Here is a 15,199-nt window from a genome sequence, read left to right as displayed (position 1 = left end):
CATGGCGGACGTCAACGTCCGTTACCCGTAGGCCTACTGACGAGTCGCCGACTTCAGCGGTACGGACGGGTCACCGGCCCGCTCCGGATCGAGCCGTGCCCCCGCCTCGATGAGCTTGCGCCCCTGCGCCAGATCGCGTGGCCGGCCGACGGCGAGGACCGCGACCAGGACGCCGCCCCGCAGCCAGCACACCGACCAGGAGGGACCGGCCGGATCGCCGCGCCACAGCAGGGTGTCGGCGCTCCCGTGGTGGCCCGCGTACTGCACGAACCGGTCGAACTGCTCGGACCAGAAGTACGGCACGGGGTCGTACGTCTGCGGCGCCGGGCCGTCCTCGGCCACCGCCCCGATGATGTTGGCGGCGGCGGTCCGAGGGCCCTGGAGGGCATTGTCCCAGTGGTGGATGAGAAGGCGTTCGCCGTACCGCAAGGAGGGGAACGAGGCGCAGTCACCGACCGCGTACACATCGGGGAGCGAGGTGCGCAGCGCCCCGTCGGCGGTCACCGATCCGTCGGGGCCGAGCGCGATGCCGGAGCCGGCCAGCCAGCCCGTGGCGGGCCGTGCGCCGATTCCGACGACGACCGCCCCGGCCGGGATCGTGCGGCCGTCCGCGAGGATCACCCGGCCGGGTTCGATGCGGGCGACCCGGGCTCCGGTGAGGAGTCCGGCGCCGCTCTCGGCGTACCAGGCGGCCATCGGGGTGGCGACCTCGGCGGGCATGACGCCCGCGAGGGGCCGGTCGGCGGCCTCGACGACGGTGACCTCGCAGCCCGCGGCGCGGGCCGCGGTGGCGAACTCGGCGCCGATCCAGCCCGCGCCGACGACCACGACGCTGTGCTGCCCGTCGAGTACGGGCCGCAGCCGTGCCGCGTCGTCGAGGGTGCGCAGCAGATGGACGCCGGGAACGCCCTCGGCGCCGGGCAGGACGACCGGTTCGGCGCCGGTCGCGATCACCAGGACGTCGTATGCAACGGGTCCTGACGGGGTGTCCAGCTCATGCGCGTCCGGCCGCACACCGGTGACTTCGCGGCCCAGCTGCAGATCGATGTCCAGCGCCTCGAAGTCGACGTCGAAGGCGGAGTCCTCGGCCTTGCCGAGCAGTACCGCCTTGGACAGCGGGGGCCGGTCGTAGGGCTGGTGCGGTTCGGCGCCGATCAGGGCGACGGAGCCGGTGAAGCCCTGTTCCCGCAGGGCCACCGCCGTCTGCACACCGGCCATGCCCGCGCCGACGATGACGACGCGGCGCCCTGCCTGCCGGTCCGGCTGCTCTGACTGCTGCTGCTCGCTCACCCGTACACCTTAAGCACCTGACGGATCGTCAGGAAAGGGGGGAGCTCTTCGACCGTGCTCGTCCCGCTGCCCTGCAACTCGGTGCACAACTGCTCGACCAGCGCCCGGTTTTGGTGAACATGGGCACGATCGAGTGAACGGCGTGACGATCTGTGGGTATGCCCGGCTGGGTGTGCGTAACGTGTGTGGCGCGATCTGGGACGCCGGGTGTGGCGTCGTCAGCAGTCGGGGCCCGTATCACCGGAGTGATGGTTCGGGGCCTCCTCGTCGCCTCTGGCCACACCCACCCAGGTCGTGGGGATTCCGCCCACCTGGGACGGACCGCATACGGGATATGCGTCGCCGCCCAGGACGCGAAAGCGGAGGACCAGCGCACCCAAGACCGTTCGGGGCGTGCCGGTGGGACAGGACCCGTTCCTGCTCACTGCCCAGGAACGGTTTAGGGTGGCCAACGTAAAACACTCGCGGGAGCCCGGACGCACCGGGCTGAGAGGGAGGCTGGGCGGCCTCCGACCGTACGAACCTGATCCGGGTCATGCCGGCGAAGGGAGGGGTTGGGCACCCATGCGTTCTTCTCGGAACGGAAACGGATCCGACGTCCTTGTCATCGGGGGCGGGATCATCGGTCTGGTGACCGCCTGGCGGGCCGCGCAACGCGGACTGCGCACCGCGGTCGCCGATCCTGAACCGGGTGGCGGAGCCGCCCGGGTGGCGGCCGGCATGCTGGCCGCCGTCACCGAACTCCACTACGGCGAACAGATGCTGCTCGGCCTCAATGTCGCCTCGGCCGCCCGCTATCCGGCCTTCGCGGCCGAGCTGGAGGCGGCGAGCGGACAGGAGACCGGCTTCCGCACCTGCGGCACCCTGGCCGTCGCGCTGGACTCCGACGACCGTGCCCATCTGCGGGAACTGCACGTCCTGCAACAGCGTTCGGGCCTGGAGTCGGAGTGGCTCACCGGCCGCGAATGCCGCCGCCTGGAGCCGATGCTCGCGCCGGGCGTCCGCGGCGGTCTGCGGGTCGACGGCGACCACCAGATCGATCCCCGCCGGCTGGCCGCCGCACTGCTGACCGCCTGCGAGCGGGCCGGGGTGGTCTTCCACCGCGGCTGGGTGGAGCGCCTGACGGTGATACGCGACCGGGCCGCCGGAGCCGTGCTCGCCGGGGGTACGGAGCTCGCCGCCGACCAGGTCGTGCTCGCCGCGGGCAGCCTCAGCGGCCGGCTCCCGGGGCTGCCGGACGAGATCGTGCCGCAGGTCCGGCCGGTGAAGGGGCAGGTGCTGCGGCTGACCGTGCCCGCCGCGTACGCACCGTTCCTCACCCGGACGGTCCGGGCCGTGGTCCGGGGCAGCCACGTCTATCTCGTACCGCGCGAGAACGGCGAACTGGTCGTCGGCGCCACCAGCGAGGAGATGGGCTGGGACACCACCGTCACCGCGGGCGGCGTCTACGAGCTGCTGCGGGACGCCCACGAGCTGGTGCCCGGCATCACCGAGCTGCCGCTCACCGAGACCCGGGCCGGCCTGCGCCCCGCCTCCCCCGACAACTCCCCGCTGCTCGGCCCCACCGCCCTGCCCAGCCTCCACCTCGCCACCGGCCACCACCGCAACGGGGTGCTGCTGACCCCCGTCACCGGTGACGTCATGGCAGAGCTCCTCACCACAGGCGAGGTGCCCGAGGTGGCCCGCCCCTTCACCCCGCACCGTTTCTCGTCCGCCGCCGTCCGGGTACGTCAGGAGCAGCCCGCATGACCGATCCAGCGCCCCTCTCCGGGCCCGCGCCCCTCTCCGTGTCCGTGAACGGCGAGGTCCGCCTCCTCGCCGCGGGCACCACCCTGGACACCCTTGTCGCCACCCTGACCGCCACGCACTCCGGCGTCGCGGCCGCCGTCAACGAGACCGTCGTCCCACGCAGCCGGTGGTCCACCGCGACGCTCGCCGACGGCGACCGGATCGAAGTTCTCACCGCGGTCCAGGGAGGCTGACCATGTCCGACGATCTCTTCACCCTCGGCGACACCGTCTTCGGCTCCCGGCTGATCATGGGAACCGGCGGGGCGCCCAGCCTCGACGTGCTGGAACGCTCCCTGACCGCCTCCGGCACCGAGCTCACCACCGTCGCGATGCGCCGCCTCGATCCGACCGTGCAGGGCTCGGTGCTCTCCGTGCTCCAGAGGCTCTCCATCCGCGTGCTGCCGAACACAGCGGGCTGCTTCACCGCGGGCGAGGCCGTGCTGACCGCCCGGCTGGCCCGCGAGGCGCTCGGCACCACCTGGATCAAGCTGGAGGTGGTGGCCGACGAGCGGACCCTGTTGCCCGACCCGATCGAGCTGCTGGACGCCGCGGAGACTCTGGTGGACGACGGCTTCACCGTGCTGCCGTACACCAATGACGACCCGGTACTGGCCCGCAGGCTCCAGGACGTGGGGTGCGCGGCGATCATGCCGCTCGGCTCCCCCATCGGCTCCGGCCTCGGCATCCGCAATCCGCACAACTTCCAGCTGATCGTCGAGCAGGCCCGAGTACCGGTGATTCTCGACGCGGGCGCCGGGACGGCCTCGGACGCGGCGCTCGCGATGGAGCTGGGGTGCGCGGCGGTGATGCTGGCGTCCGCGGTGACCCGGGCCCAGGAGCCCGAGCTGATGGCTGCGGCGATGCGGCATGCGGTGGAGGGCGGGCGGCTGGCGTACCGCGCCGGCCGGATCCCGCGCCGCCATTTCGCCGAGGCCTCGTCGCCGGTGGAGGGGCGCGCGGTGCTGGACCCGGAGCGCCCGGCGTTCTGACCCACCGGACCGCCGCCGGCGGCTGCGGCGCGCATGTCCCTGTCACGGCTCGGCTGCAGTACGGCCCCGGGTCTGCCCCGGCCCGTGAGCCGTGTCCGTGGCGGCTCGTAGACTCGCATGCGTGGATACGACCCTCCAGGACCCTCTCGTCGGGCAGCTGCTCGACGGCCGCTACCGTGTCGATGCCCGCATCGCCGTGGGCGGCATGGCCACGGTCTACCGGGCCGTGGACACCCGGCTGGACCGGGTGCTCGCCCTCAAGGTGATGCACCCGGCGCTCGCCACGGACGCCTCGTTCGTCGAACGCTTCATCCGCGAGGCCAAGTCCGTGGCCCGGCTCGCGCACCCCAATGTCGTCGCGGTCTTCGACCAGGGCGCCCAGGGGCAGTACGTCTACCTCGCCATGGAGTACGTCGCGGGCTGCACCCTGCGCGACGTGCTGCGCAAGCGCGGCGCCCTGCAGCCGAGGGCCGCACTGGACATCCTGGAGCCGGTCCTCGCCGCCCTCGGCGCCGCGCACCGCGCGGGCTTCGTGCACCGCGACATGAAGCCTGAGAACGTCCTGATAGGGGACGACGGCCGGGTCAAGGTCGCCGACTTCGGTCTCGTACGGGCCGTGGGCGCCGTCACCAACACCACCGGGTCCGTCCTGGGCACCGTCTCCTATCTCGCCCCCGAGCAGATAGAGCACGGCACGGCGGACACCCGCACCGATGTGTACGCCTGCGGTGTCGTCCTGTACGAGATGCTGACCGGCTCCAAGCCGCACGCCGGCGACACCCCCGCCCAGGTCATCTACCAGCACCTCAACGAGGACGTCCCGGCCCCGTCGGCCGCCGTCCCGGGGCTCCCGGTCGAGCTCGACGACCTGGTGGCCGTCGCCACCGCCCGTAACCCCGAGGTCCGCCCGTTCGACGCGGTGGCGCTGCTCGCCGAGACCCGCGAGGCCCGCTCCGGCCTCACCGACGCCCAGCTGGACGCCGTGCCTCCGCAGGCTCTCGCCGAGGTGCACGACGCCGCCGAGGACCGCACGAGCGTGATCCCGCGGCTGCTCCCGGCCGACCAGGGCGTCGCGCACCACACCAGCCGACTGGAGATGCCCCCGCCGACACAGCCCGCGCCGCACGGCCTGCGCCGCCGCGGACCGCGGCGCTCCGTCATCACCGTGGTCGTCGCGGTGCTGCTGGCGCTGGGGATCGGCACCGGTGTCTGGTACATCAACTCCGGGCAGTTCGCCCGGGTCCCCTCGGTGCTCGGCCAGACCGAGAAGACCGCCCAGGCACGGCTCTCGGACGCCGGCCTGGAACTCAAGAGCGTCGAACGGGCCTACAGCGACACCGTCGAGCGCGGCAAGGTCATCAGCAGCGACCCCGAGTCCGGCGCCCGCATCCGGGGGAACGACGCGGTGACGCTCATCGTCTCGCGCGGCCCGGAGATCGTGAAGGTGCCCGATGTGCAGGACCTCTCACTCGGGGATGCCAGGCGTGCGCTGAAGGAGGCGGGTCTGGTGCCCGGCATGGTCACCAAGGAGTTCAGCCAGGAGACGGGACGGGGCGAAGTGATCCGCACGGATCCGGCGGCGGGCACCGAGCGCCACCCGGACTCCGCGGTCGCCCTCGTCGTCAGCAAGGGCGCTCCGGTCGACGTCCCGGATGTCACCGGCCTGTCCATCGAGGACGCCACCGCCGCGCTGGACGAGAAGGGGCTGAAGGCAAAGGTGCTGCCCGACCGGGTCAGCTCCCCCGAGGACGCGGGCGACATCGCCCGTCAGTCGCCGGGCGAGGGCACCGAGGCCGCCGAGGGCGACACCATCACGCTCACGGTCTCCAAGGGGCCGCGGATGATCGACGTGCCGGACGTCATCGGGAAGGACGTCGACGACGCCACGAGCAGGCTTGAGGACGCGGGCTTCGAGGTCAAGGTCGACCGCCCGTTCCTCTCCTTCGGCGACACCATCGACAGCCAGTCCGTCGACGGCGGCAAGCAGGCCCCCGAGGGCAGCACCATCACCATCAGGACCAAGGGACTCTAGATCCATATGCGCAATCCAGTCGGCGGCCATGTTCCCGTGGCCGGCGGCCTCGCCAAGGTCGGCCTCCCCTACGCCCGCGAGATGGGGGCGGAGGCCGTCCAGGTCTTCGTCGCCAACCCGCGCGGCTGGGCGACGCCCGCCGGCAACCCGGCCCAGGACGAGCAGTTCCGCGCCGAGTGCGCCGCCGATTCCATACCGGCGTACGTCCACGCCCCGTACCTGATCAACTTCGGTTCGCACACCGTGGCCACCGTCGAGAAGTCCGTGGACTCGCTGCGCCACTCACTGCGCCGGGCCCGCGAGATCGGCGCCCTGGGCGTCGTGGTGCACACCGGATCGGCAACGGGCGGCCGGCCGCGCGAGCAGGCCCTTGCACAGGTACGCACGCACATGCGGCCGCTGCTGGACGAGCTGACGCACGACGACGATCCGTATCTGCTGCTGGAGTCGACCGCCGGGCAGGGGTTCTCGCTCTGCTCGCGGACCTGGGACTTCGGCCCGTACTTCGACGCACTCGACGCCCATCCCAAGCTCGGCATCTGCCTCGACACCTGCCACATCTACGCGGCGGGCCACGATCTGACGGGCCCGACGGGCATGCGGCAGACACTGGACCTGCTGGTGGACACGGTCGGCGAGGGCCGGCTGAAACTGATCCACGCCAATGACTCCAAGGATGTGGTGGGAGCGCACAAGGACCGGCACGAGAACATCGGCGCCGGGCACATCGGCGAGGAGCCGTTCCGGGAGCTTTTCACTCATCCGGCGACCGCCGGTGTACCGCTGATCATCGAGACGCCGGGCGGGAAGGAGGGGCATGCGGCGGATGTGGCGCGACTGAAGCGGCTGGGCGACCGGGGCTGAGCGCCTCGCCCACGCAGCGATTCCCCCGGTTGAGGAATACCCCATGGGGGTATACGGTTCTTGCTGTCGGCAGGAACCGCTACTCGGCATTGGGGGATCGCCATGAAGCGCGACACGCAGCACGAACAGCACAGCCACCATGAGCGGGGCGAGCAGCACGGGCAGCACACAGATCACAGCCAGCACATAGACCACGGTGAGCACGCAGCCCACTCAGGTCACACCGACCACACCGGCCGCCACCCCGGCAAGGCCGGCTGGGCCATGGCCGCACAGGCCACCCTGCACTGCCTCACCGGATGCGCCATCGGCGAGATCCTCGGCATGGCGATCGGCACGGCGCTCGACTGGGGCAACATGGAGACGATGGCGCTCGCGATCGTCCTGGCCTTCTTCTTCGGCTACACGCTGACGCTGCGCTCCATCCGGAAGGCGGGCGTCGACTTCCGTACGGCCCTGCGGGTCGCCCTCGCCGCCGACACACTCTCCATCGCGGTGATGGAGCTGATCGACAACGGCGTGATCGCACTGTGGCCGGGCGCCATGGACGCCACTCTCTCCGACACGCTGTTCTGGGGAGCGCTCGCACTCTCGCTCGCCGTCGCCTTCGTCGTCACCACACCGGTCAACAAGTGGATGATCGGCCGCGGCAAGGGCCACGCGGTGGTGCACCAGTACCACCACTGAGGGCGGACCGGGCCGGCCCGGGAGCCGTCAGGTCAGAGCTCGGGACCTTCCCCGGACTCTTCCTGGTAGGAGTATCGCTGCTCGCGCCACGGGTCGCCGATGTTGTGATAGCCGCGCTCCTCCCAGAAGCCGCGGCGGTCGGCCGTCATGTACTCGACACCCCGGACCCACTTGGGCCCCTTCCAGGCATAGAGGTGCGGCACGACGAGCCGGAGCGGGAAGCCGTGCTCGGCGGTGAGCAGCTCACCGCCCTTGTGGGTGGCGAAAAGCGTTCGGTCCGAGGCGAAGTCGGAGAGCCGAAGGTTCGAGCTGAAGCCGTACTCGGCCCAGACCATCACATGGGTGACGTTCGGCGCGGGTGGCGCGAGTTCCAGGACCGTGCGGGCGAGCACCCCGCCCCATTCGGCGCCGAGCATGCTGAATTTGGTGACGCAGTGCAGGTCGGCGACGACCGAGGTGAACGGCAGTACCGAGAACTCCTGGTGGTTCCAGCAGTGCTTCTCGCCGTCCGCCGTGGCGCCGAAGACCCGGAACTCCCAGCGGTCGGGCTTGAACTTGGGGACGGGCCCGTAGTGGGTAACCGGCCAACCGCGCTGGAGTCGCTGTCCCGGCGGAAGCTCGGACTGCTCCGACGCGCTGATTTCCCGGCTTTCCGGCTGACCCATGACTCCATGGTGACAGACAGGCAGGGGTGGTCCCGACCAGGGCAAGTTCAATTCGGGCAACTCGTACTAAGCATGTACTTACTGGACGATCACCGGGTGCGGTGCGAGGATGCGGCCAACTTGCCCCGTTCACCGGTTGGAAGGAGCCTCTGCGATGCAGGGCGACCCCGAGGTCCTTGAGTTCCTGAACGAGCAGCTGACCGCCGAGTTGACCGCCATCAATCAGTACTTCCTGCATGCAAAGATGCAGGACAACTTCGGCTGGACGAAGCTCGCGAAGTACACCCGCTCCGAGTCGTTCGACGAGATGAAGCACGCCGAGATCCTCACGGACCGCATCCTCTTCCTCGATGGGCTGCCCAACTACCAGCGGCTGTTCCACGTGCGGGTGGGTCAGACCGTCACCGAGATGTTCCAGGCCGACCGCCAGGTCGAGGTGGAGGCGATCGACCGCCTCAAGCGCGGGATCGAGCTGATGCGCGGCAAGGGCGACATCACGTCCGCAAACATCTTTGAGTCGATCCTGGAGGACGAGGAGCACCACATCGACTACCTCGACACCCAGCTGGAACTGGTCGAGAAGCTCGGCGAGCCGCTCTACATCGCCCAGCAGATCGAGCAGCCCGACAGCTAGGGCCTGTCCGGCGGATCAGGCCGCTTCGGGGAGCCGGATGCCCGGGGCCATGCCGGGAGCGATACCCGGATCGACCTCGGGGACGGTGTCCGTGGCGGCGTCGGCGGCAGTGTCCGGCGTCCGCTTCCGGTCGATCAGCTCGCGGCGCGGGCAGGCACCGCGGCCGAGCACGGCCTGGATCGCGCGGACGCAGCCGCCACAGTCCGTGCCCGCCTTGCAGGCGGAGGCTATCTGCCGGGGCGTGCATGCCCCTGCTTCCGCATGTTCCTTGACCTGCTTCTCCGTAATGCCGAAGCACGAGCAGACGTACATGCGGTTCACCTCCCGGCGGGATCGGTCGTCGGCGCCACCCCGTTAATCGGTGAGGCCAACCTAACCTTACCTGCCGCCCCAAGCCCTTGAAAGCCTCCGAACGCCCTGTGGGGCACGGATCACATCGATCCGTGCCCCACAGTCGTACGCGCGCTGCCTGCGGTGATGCCTACTGGTCCCGGTACATCTCGGCGACCAGGAACGCCAGGTCGAGGGACTGGCTGCGGTTGAGCCGCGGGTCGCATGCCGTCTCGTAGCGCTGGTGCAGATCGTCCACGAAGATCTCGTGTCCGCCACCGACGCACTCGGTGACATCGTCACCGGTGAGCTCGACGTGGATGCCGCCCGGGTGCGTGCCGAGACCCTTGTGCACCTCGAAGAAGCCCTTGACCTCGTCAAGGACGTCGTCGAAGCGACGGGTCTTGTGGCCGGAGGCGGCCTCGAAGGTGTTGCCGTGCATCGGGTCGGTCACCCACGCCACGGTGGCACCGGAGGCGGTGACCTTCTCGACCAGGTCGGGGAGCTTGTCGCGGACCTTGTCGGCGCCCATGCGGACGATGAAGGTCAGCCGGCCGGGCTCGCGCTCGGGGTCGAGGCGTTCGATGTAGCCGAGCGCCTCGTCGACGGTGGTCGTCGGGCCGAGCTTGATGCCGATGGGGTTACGGATCTTCGAGGCGAACTCGATGTGCGCGCCGTCCATCTGGCGGGTGCGCTCACCGATCCAGACCATGTGGCCGGAGGTGTCGTACAGCCGGCCGGTGCGCGAGTCGGTGCGGGTCAGCGCCGACTCGTAGTCCAGCAGCAGACCCTCGTGCGAGGAGTAGAACTCGACCGCCTTGAACTCGGCCGGGTCCGTACCGCACGCCTTCATGAAGTTCAGCGCGTTGTCGATCTCGCGGGCGAGCGCCTCGTAGCGCTGGCCGGACGGCGACGACTTCACGAAGTCCTGGTTCCAGGCGTGCACCTGGCGCAGGTCGGCGTAACCGCCGGTGGTGAAGGCGCGGACCAGGTTCAGCGTGGAAGCGGATGCGTGGTACATCTGCTTCAGCCGCTCGGGGTCCGGGACGCGGGCCTTCTCGGTGAAGGCGAAGCCGTTGACGGAGTCGCCGCGGTAGGTCGGCAGGGTGACGCCGTCGCGGGTCTCGGTCGACTTGGAGCGCGGCTTGGAGTACTGCCCGGCGATCCGGCCCACCTTGACGACGGGCACGGAGGCCGCGTAGGTCAGGACGGCACTCATCTGGAGCAGCGTCTTCAGCTTGGCCCGGATGTGGTCGGCCGACACGCCGTCGAAGGCCTCGGCGCAGTCACCGCCCTGCAGCAGGAACGCCTCGCCCTTGGCGACGGCTCCCATGCGGGCACGCAGCTGGTCGCACTCGCCCGCGAAGACGAGGGGGGGATACGACGCGAGGTCCGCGAGTACATCGCGCAGAGCCTCGGCATCGGGGTACTCGGGCTGCTGCGCCGCGGGAAGGTCTCGCCAGGTGTTGCCACCGGCGACGGAGGTATTGGCGTTCACGGTCACACCGACAACATTACGGGGTTCGGCGGTGCGTCCATCCGTAGGCTCAATAGTTGAGACGCGCGCTCGGATGACGTGGTCATCCGTTAGGGTTCGGAACATGTTCGCGCAGACAAACCAGAACTGGTGGTGGACCGCTCATCCGGCGGCCCACTGATCGATCGCGCGCAACAGACCACGCGAAGGCCGCCCGAGGGGCGGCCTTCTCTGCGTTTCGGGAGCCGTTCCTCCATCCGGAAGGAACACCCCAATGTCTCAGCCTCACCGCACCGACCTCGTCATCGAGAGGCTCCTCCGCGACGACTGCCCGCCGTTCGCGCTGCTGCGCCGGCGCACCCCCGGCCGCGACCAGGACACCGTCGAGGTGCTGATCGGCCGGGTGCGGGAAGCGGACCGGCTCGCCGATCTCCCGGTCGGTGCGCTGCCCTCGCTCGCCCTGGTGCCGTTCCGGCAGATCGCCGAGCGCGGTTTCGATGTGCGCGACGACGGGACGCCGCTGTCCGTGCTGGCCGCGGAGGAGACGTACGAGCTGCCGCTGTCCGAGGTGCTGGACCACCTGCCGGTCCATGACGTGCGGGTCGAGGGCGGCGCCTTCGACGTCCCCGACGAGGAGTACGCCGGGATCGTCCGGCGGGTCATCGAGGACGAGATCGGGCAGGGAGAGGGAGCGAACTTCGTCATCCGGCGGACCTTCCGGGGCGAGATCCCCGGCTTCGGCCGGGCCGACGCACTGGCCCTCTTCCGGCGGCTGCTGGCCGGTGAGCGAGGCGCGTACTGGACGTTCGTCGTGCACACAGGTGACAGCGGGCCCGGAGGGCCCTCGTCATCGGGGCGGCGGGCGACGGGTGGGCGGACGCTCGTCGGTGCCAGCCCCGAGGTGCATGTGCGGATGTCCGGCGGGACGGTCGTGATGAACCCGATCAGCGGGACGTACCGCTACCCCGCCGAGGGCCCGACCGCCGAGAATCTGCTGACCTTCCTCTCCGACCGCAAGGAGAGGGACGAGCTCTCCATGGTGGTCGACGAGGAACTCAAGATGATGTGCACCGTCGGCGACATGGGCGGGGTGGTGGTCGGGCCGCGGCTCAAGGAGATGGCCCATCTCGCACACACGGAGTACGAGCTGCGCGGGCGTTCCTCGCTCGATGTGCGGGAGGTGCTGAAGGAGACCATGTTCGCGGCGACGGTCACCGGCTCCCCCGTGCAGAACGCCTGCCGGGTCATCGAGCGGTACGAGCCCGGCGGCCGCGGCTACTACGCGGGCGCGCTGGCGCTGCTGCGGCAGGAGCCGGGCGGGGCGCAGACCCTTGACTCACCGATCCTGATCCGTACCGCCGACATCTCGGCCGACGGGCAATTGCAGGTACCGGTCGGGGCGACGCTCGTACGCCACTCCGATCCGGACAGCGAGGTCGCCGAGACCCATGCGAAGGCGGCCGGCGTGCTGGCCGCGCTGGGGGTGCGGCCGGGCCGGCCCGGGCCGAGGCGGCACCTCCGCAGCTGGCGGCCGACCCGCGGGTGCAGGCGGCACTGGACGCCCGGCGCGACGGTCTCGCACCGTTCTGGCTGCGGATGCAGGAGCGTACGCACGAGCTGTCCGGCCATGCGCTGGTGATCGACGGTGAGGACACCTTCACCGCGATGCTGGCGCATCTGCTGCGCTCCTCGGGTCTGGAGGTGTCGGTGCACCGCTACGACGAGCCGGGGCTGCGCGAGCGCGTGCGGGCGCACGAGGGCCCGGTCGTGCTGGGCCCGGGGCCCGGAGATCCGGGTGACACCACCGACCCGAAGATGCGGCTGCTGCGCGAGTTCGCCGCGGAGCTGGTCCGTGATCACCGGCACGGGCTGTTGGGGGTCTGCCTCGGCCATGAGCTGATCGCGGCGGAGCTGGGGCTGGAGATCGTCCGCAAGACCGTGCCGTACCAGGGCACGCAGACCCGGATCGATCTGTTCGGGCGGCCGGAGACGGTCGGCTTCTACAACAGCTTCACCGCGCGCTGCGACGACGGCGCGGTCACCGAGCTGGCGGCGCACGGTGTCGAGGCGAGCCTGGACGAGGCGACCGGGGAGCTTCACGCACTGCGCGGTCCGGGCTTCGCCTCGGTGCAGTTCCACCCGGAGTCGGTGCTGACACTGCGCGGCGCGACAATCGTGGCCGGGCTGCTGGCGGGGCTGCCGGTGGCCGGCTGAAGGAGCTCGGGAACCCCGGAGAGGCTCCGGGGTTCCCGGCTCACCGGGAAAGCACCGGGACGAGGACGTTGTCGCTGGGGCGGTCGGCCAGATAGTCGGCGACGTTCTGGACGGTGGCGTCGATGATCTGGGCCACGGCGTCCTGCGTGTAGTACGCCTGGTGCGAGGTAACGACGACGTTCGGGAAGGTGACGAGCCGGGCGAGCGTGTCGTCGTCGATGCCCTCCAGGGACTTGTCGAAGAAGAAGAGCCCGGCCTCCGCCTCGTACACATCGAGCCCGACCCCCAGGAGACGGCCCGCGCGCAACTCGGCGACCAGCGCCGTGGTGTCGATGAGTCCACCGCGGCTGGAGTTGATCAGGATCGCGTCGTCCTTCATGTGTGCGAGGGCGTGCTTGCCGATGATGTGGTGGGTCGAAGGCAGCAGCGGGACGTGCAGGCTGATCAGGTCGGAATCGGTGAGGAGCTGTTCCTTCTCCACGTATTCCATGCCGAGCGCGACACAGGCGGGGTTCTCAGCGATGTCCCAGCCGAGCAGCTTCATGCCGAAGCCGTGGGCGATCCGGGTGAAGGCCTCGCCGATCTTGCCCGTACCGATCACACCGGCCGTGCGGCCGTGCATGTCCCGGCCGAGGAGCCCGTCGAGCCGGAAATCGAAGTCGCGGGTGCGGCTCGCGGCCCGGATGATGCGGCGGTTGACCGCCATCGCGAGCGTCCAGGCGAATTCCGCGACCGCGTAAGGCGAGTAGGAGGAGACCCGGGCGACCCGCAGGGCGAGCCGCTCGGCGACATCGAGATCGATGTTGTTGAAGCCGGTGGAGCGCTGGGCGATCATCTGCGTGCCACCCGCTGCAAGGGTCTGCAGGACGCTGCTGCCCAGGTCGGCGTTGACGCTGGTGGAGATGATCTCGTGGCCCGCCGCGATGGGGGCGGTGTCCTGGGTGAGGAAGACGTCCAGGCAACGGACCTCGTGCTGTCCGGCGAAGGCCTTCTCGAGCAGCGGCTTCTCGTCGGACTGCACACCGAATGCCAGGATTTCCATGACTTCTCCCGTTCATTGCGCAGATCAGGGGACATGGGCCGGTCATCGCGAATATACGACCCATGCCCCCGGTGCGCCGCTCAGCCGAAGAAGACACCTGCCTCCGCGTAGAGGGCCGGGTCGACGGTCTTGAGCCGGGCAGTCGCCTCCGCGATCGGCACCCGGACGATGCCGGTGCCCTTCAGGGCGACCATCGTGCCGAAGTCACCGTCCCGCACGGCATCGATCGCGTGCAGGCCGAAGCGGGTGGCCAGCCAGCGGTCGAAGGCGCTGGGGGTGCCGCCGCGCTGAACATGGCCGAGGACGGTCGTTCTGGCCTCCTTGCCGGTACGGCTCTCGATCTCCTTGGCCAGCCATTCGCCGACACCGGAGAGCCGGACATGACCGAAGGAGTCGTGCGATCCGTCCTTGAGAATCATCTCGCCCTGCGCGGGCATGGCTCCTTCGGCGACCACCACGATCGGTGCGTAGCTCGCCCTGAAACGGGAGGCCACCCAGGCGCACACCTGATCGATGTCGAAGCGCTGTTCCGGGATGAGGATGACATTCGCACCGCCGGCCAGTCCCGAGTGGAGCGCGATCCAGCCCGCATGACGGCCCATCACCTCGACGACGAGAACCCGCATATGGGATTCGGCGGTGGTGTGCAGCCGGTCGATGGCCTCGGTCGCGATGCCGACAGCCGTGTCGAATCCGAAGGTGTAGTCGGTTGCGGAGAGGTCGTTGTCGATGGTCTTGGGAACGCCGACGCACTTGATGCCATGTTCGCCGGACAGGGTCGCCGCCACGCCCAGGGTGTCCTCGCCGCCGATCGTGATGAGCGAATCGACCTCGCACTTGGCGAGATTGTCCCTGATCCGGCGGACGCCGTGCTCCGCGCCGAGCGGATTGGTGCGCGAGGAACCGAGGATGGTGCCGCCGCGCGGCAGGATGCCGCGCACCGCCGGAATGGAGAGCGGCACCGTCTCGCCCTCCAGCGGGCCGCGCCAGCCGTCCCGGAATCCGATGAAGTCGTAGCCGTATTCCTGCACGCCCTTGCGGACGATGGCGCGGATGACCGCATTGAGCCCGGGGCAGTCGCCGCCCCCGGTCAGCACTCCGACCCGCATGGAAGCATCCCTTCGCCGAGTGAGCTCGCTGATGACCACGCTAATGGTGATCCAGGTCACTCAGGAATGGGTCGGA

14 protein-coding genes, 1 pseudogene and 1 riboswitch are annotated in these 15,199 nt (G+C 70.0%); of the genes and pseudogenes, 9 read left to right on the top strand and 6 right to left on the bottom strand.

The window, feature by feature from the left end:
• Nucleotides 1-33: 33 nt before the first annotated feature.
• Entirely contained in the window at nt 34-1,290 is a 1,257-nt protein-coding gene (locus NRF20_RS32610) for an NAD(P)/FAD-dependent oxidoreductase (protein WP_413753782.1), read from the bottom strand.
• 454 nt (nt 1,291-1,744) lie between these two features.
• Nucleotides 1,745-1,858: riboswitch (TPP riboswitch) on the top strand.
• Between NRF20_RS32610 and thiO the strand changes: the two genes are divergently transcribed.
• The 6 genes from thiO to NRF20_RS32580 all read left to right on the top strand — a co-directional run bounded on the left by thiO (nt 1,855) and on the right by NRF20_RS32580 (nt 7,652).
• On the top strand, nt 1,855-3,039 hold the full coding sequence (gene thiO, locus NRF20_RS32605; protein ID WP_413753781.1) for a glycine oxidase ThiO: 1,185 nt from the start codon (nt 1,855-1,857) through the stop codon (nt 3,037-3,039). (Overlaps the previous riboswitch by 4 nt.)
• Nucleotides 3,036-3,272, top strand: coding sequence for a sulfur carrier protein ThiS (thiS, locus tag NRF20_RS32600; RefSeq protein WP_398629654.1), 237 nt, complete (start codon nt 3,036-3,038; stop codon nt 3,270-3,272). Before thiO ends, thiS begins: the two co-directional genes overlap by 4 nt.
• Before the next feature lie 2 nt (nt 3,273-3,274).
• Nucleotides 3,275-4,069, top strand: coding sequence for a thiazole synthase (locus tag NRF20_RS32595; RefSeq protein ID WP_398629655.1), 795 nt, complete (start codon nt 3,275-3,277; stop codon nt 4,067-4,069).
• A gap of 121 nt (nt 4,070-4,190) precedes the next feature.
• The gene (pknB, locus tag NRF20_RS32590; RefSeq protein ID WP_398629656.1) at nt 4,191-6,101 is read left to right on the top strand and encodes a Stk1 family PASTA domain-containing Ser/Thr kinase; all 1,911 of its coding nucleotides are present in this window, start codon (nt 4,191-4,193) and stop codon (nt 6,099-6,101) included.
• 6 nt (nt 6,102-6,107) lie between these two features.
• Entirely contained in the window at nt 6,108-6,965 is an 858-nt protein-coding gene (locus NRF20_RS32585; RefSeq protein ID WP_398629657.1) for a deoxyribonuclease IV, read from the top strand.
• Between the two features lie 102 nt (nt 6,966-7,067).
• Entirely contained in the window at nt 7,068-7,652 is a 585-nt protein-coding gene (locus NRF20_RS32580; RefSeq protein ID WP_398629658.1) for a DUF4396 domain-containing protein, read from the top strand.
• A gap of 32 nt (nt 7,653-7,684) precedes the next feature.
• On the opposite strand, the gene NRF20_RS32575 is transcribed toward NRF20_RS32580, so the two are convergent.
• The gene (locus NRF20_RS32575; RefSeq protein ID WP_398629659.1) at nt 7,685-8,317 is read right to left on the bottom strand and encodes a sulfite oxidase-like oxidoreductase; all 633 of its coding nucleotides are present in this window, start codon (nt 8,315-8,317) and stop codon (nt 7,685-7,687) included.
• Nucleotides 8,318-8,471: 154 nt separating this feature from the next.
• Here NRF20_RS32575 and bfr point away from each other — a divergent pair, with 154 nt between their 5' ends.
• Complete coding sequence (gene bfr / locus NRF20_RS32570) at nt 8,472-8,951, top strand: bacterioferritin (protein WP_093543851.1); 480 nt, start codon at nt 8,472-8,474, stop codon at nt 8,949-8,951.
• 15 nt (nt 8,952-8,966) lie between these two features.
• On the opposite strand, the gene NRF20_RS32565 is transcribed toward bfr, so the two are convergent.
• Together NRF20_RS32565 and NRF20_RS32560 are read right to left on the bottom strand one after the other, a co-directional pair.
• Nucleotides 8,967-9,263 carry a bacterioferritin-associated ferredoxin gene (locus NRF20_RS32565; protein WP_398629660.1) on the bottom strand — a complete coding sequence of 99 codons (297 nt, stop codon included), beginning with the start codon at nt 9,261-9,263 and terminating at the stop codon, nt 8,967-8,969.
• Between the two features lie 169 nt (nt 9,264-9,432).
• Nucleotides 9,433-10,785, bottom strand: a complete 1,353-nt coding sequence (locus NRF20_RS32560) for a class II 3-deoxy-7-phosphoheptulonate synthase (RefSeq protein ID WP_398629661.1) — start codon at nt 10,783-10,785, stop codon at nt 9,433-9,435.
• A 67-nt stretch (nt 10,786-10,852) separates the two neighbouring features.
• Between NRF20_RS32560 and NRF20_RS32555 the strand changes: the two genes are divergently transcribed.
• Nucleotides 10,853-10,939, top strand: coding sequence for a trp operon leader peptide (locus NRF20_RS32555; RefSeq protein WP_107451293.1), 87 nt, complete (start codon nt 10,853-10,855; stop codon nt 10,937-10,939).
• A gap of 93 nt (nt 10,940-11,032) precedes the next feature.
• Nucleotides 11,033-12,972: pseudogene (locus tag NRF20_RS32550) on the top strand (anthranilate synthase family protein).
• Between the two features lie 40 nt (nt 12,973-13,012).
• Here NRF20_RS32550 and NRF20_RS32545 read toward each other — a convergent pair.
• Both NRF20_RS32545 and NRF20_RS32540 read right to left on the bottom strand, forming a co-directional pair.
• The gene (locus NRF20_RS32545; protein WP_398629663.1) at nt 13,013-14,014 is read right to left on the bottom strand and encodes a 2-hydroxyacid dehydrogenase; all 1,002 of its coding nucleotides are present in this window, start codon (nt 14,012-14,014) and stop codon (nt 13,013-13,015) included.
• Nucleotides 14,015-14,094: 80 nt separating this feature from the next.
• Nucleotides 14,095-15,123, bottom strand: a complete 1,029-nt coding sequence (locus NRF20_RS32540) for a 6-phosphofructokinase (RefSeq protein ID WP_398629664.1) — start codon at nt 15,121-15,123, stop codon at nt 14,095-14,097.
• Between the last annotated feature and the right edge of the window lie 76 nt (nt 15,124-15,199).

Origin of the sequence: Streptomyces sp. R-74717 (assembly GCF_047305335.1) — a bacterium.
Lineage (GTDB): Bacteria > Actinomycetota > Actinomycetes > Streptomycetales > Streptomycetaceae > Streptomyces > Streptomyces atratus.
Note: the sequence above shows the minus strand (reverse complement) of the source record. Positions and strands in the feature narration are given on the sequence as shown.

Excerpts from the sequence above, each read along its gene's own strand:
- thiO (WP_413753781.1), top strand. The coding sequence starts at position 1,855 with ATGCGTTCTTCTCGGAACGGAAACGGATCCGACGTCCTTGTCATCGGG.
- thiS (WP_398629654.1), top strand. The coding sequence starts at position 3,036 with ATGACCGATCCAGCGCCCCTCTCCGGGCCCGCGCCCCTCTCCGTGTCC.
- NRF20_RS32595 (WP_398629655.1), top strand. The coding sequence starts at position 3,275 with ATGTCCGACGATCTCTTCACCCTCGGCGACACCGTCTTCGGCTCCCGG.
- NRF20_RS32585 (WP_398629657.1), top strand. The coding sequence starts at position 6,108 with ATGCGCAATCCAGTCGGCGGCCATGTTCCCGTGGCCGGCGGCCTCGCC.
- NRF20_RS32580 (WP_398629658.1), top strand. The coding sequence starts at position 7,068 with ATGAAGCGCGACACGCAGCACGAACAGCACAGCCACCATGAGCGGGGC.
- NRF20_RS32575 (WP_398629659.1), bottom strand. The coding sequence starts at position 8,317 with ATGGGTCAGCCGGAAAGCCGGGAAATCAGCGCGTCGGAGCAGTCCGAG.
- bfr (WP_093543851.1), top strand. The coding sequence starts at position 8,472 with ATGCAGGGCGACCCCGAGGTCCTTGAGTTCCTGAACGAGCAGCTGACC.
- NRF20_RS32565 (WP_398629660.1), bottom strand. The coding sequence starts at position 9,263 with ATGTACGTCTGCTCGTGCTTCGGCATTACGGAGAAGCAGGTCAAGGAA.
- NRF20_RS32555 (WP_107451293.1), top strand. The coding sequence starts at position 10,853 with ATGACGTGGTCATCCGTTAGGGTTCGGAACATGTTCGCGCAGACAAAC.
- NRF20_RS32545 (WP_398629663.1), bottom strand. The coding sequence starts at position 14,014 with ATGGAAATCCTGGCATTCGGTGTGCAGTCCGACGAGAAGCCGCTGCTC.
- NRF20_RS32540 (WP_398629664.1), bottom strand. The coding sequence starts at position 15,123 with ATGCGGGTCGGAGTGCTGACCGGGGGCGGCGACTGCCCCGGGCTCAAT.